The 951-nt window shown below is 59.3% G+C and carries 1 protein-coding gene and 1 CRISPR repeat array; the gene reads left to right on the top strand.

Annotation, left to right across the window (positions count from 1 at the left end; translation table 11 throughout):
• The coding region (gene cas2 / locus IEY73_RS32695) for a CRISPR-associated endonuclease Cas2 (RefSeq protein WP_189083218.1) at positions 1-222 on the top strand (222 nt) is incomplete at its 5' end.
• Positions 223-410: 188 nt separating this feature from the next.
• A CRISPR array of direct repeats spans positions 411-882; the repeat unit is 37 nt; unit sequence GTCCCGAAACGGGTCACGCCAGCAGGCGTTTAGAAAC.
• Positions 883-951: the final 69 nt, after the last annotated feature.

The following is a 951-nucleotide window of genomic DNA, read 5'->3' as shown; positions in this document are numbered from 1 at the left end:
GCCCTCATCCAAATGTGGGGCAACCGCATCCAACGCAGCGTCTACCTCTGCCACCTCGACCACGACGACCTGACCGATCTCACCGACCGTCTCACCGGCCTCATCGATACCCGCACCGACGCCATCCACATCCTTCCGCTCTGCGGCTCGTGTACCGCGTCAACGACCACTCTCGGCCAGGCCACCACCCCCACCACGGAGCTTTACTGGGCGGTCCTATGACCACATCGCAATCACCCTCCCGGGTGACCCGCCCGCACGCCCCGAACCGGGCTGAGGTGTGCAATGCTGCTGACCAGCAAAAACACCCATCACCCATCCATAAACATCAGCACCCGACAAGATCAACGAGAGCTGGTGTGCAACCCGCCTCTGTTTACGCTGGTCAGAGGCCACGCAAAACCGATAGGGTCCCGAAACGGGTCACGCCAGCAGGCGTTTAGAAACTGCACCCGAAGACGTGATGGTGGCCGGACGGATTGTCCCGAAACGGGTCACGCCAGCAGGCGTTTAGAAACTTGGCAAAAGGCCTGTCACGAGCCCTCTCGGCGGTCCCGAAACGGGTCACGCCAGCAGGCGTTTAGAAACGGCGGTTTCTTCCCTCTGTTTGAAATCGAGGTGTCCCGAAACGGGTCACGCCAGCAGGCGTTTAGAAACTCCCACTTGCGGAGGGGTTCCCCCTTACTTACTTACTTTCGTCCCGAAACGGGTCACGCCAGTAGGCGTTTAGAAACTTTCTAGCTTATAACCTCCTAGGTCATTTTTTGACGAAGTGCCGAAACGGGTCACGCCAGTAGGCGTTTAGAAACGAGCCGCTTGTTGCGCTTCCGCCTACTGCGCTCCTGGTGCCGAAACGGGTCACGCCAGTAGGCGTTTAGTACTCCAGCCGGGGATCGTGATCACGGTTCGATGAGGGCTTGTCGGGCGTAGTGGCTGTTCATGGCTCTGGCT

This window comes from Mangrovihabitans endophyticus (genome assembly GCF_014646155.1).
In the GTDB taxonomy this organism is placed as follows: domain Bacteria; phylum Actinomycetota; class Actinomycetes; order Mycobacteriales; family Micromonosporaceae; genus Actinoplanes; species Actinoplanes endophyticus.
This window is presented reverse-complemented; position numbering and strand designations above follow the sequence as displayed.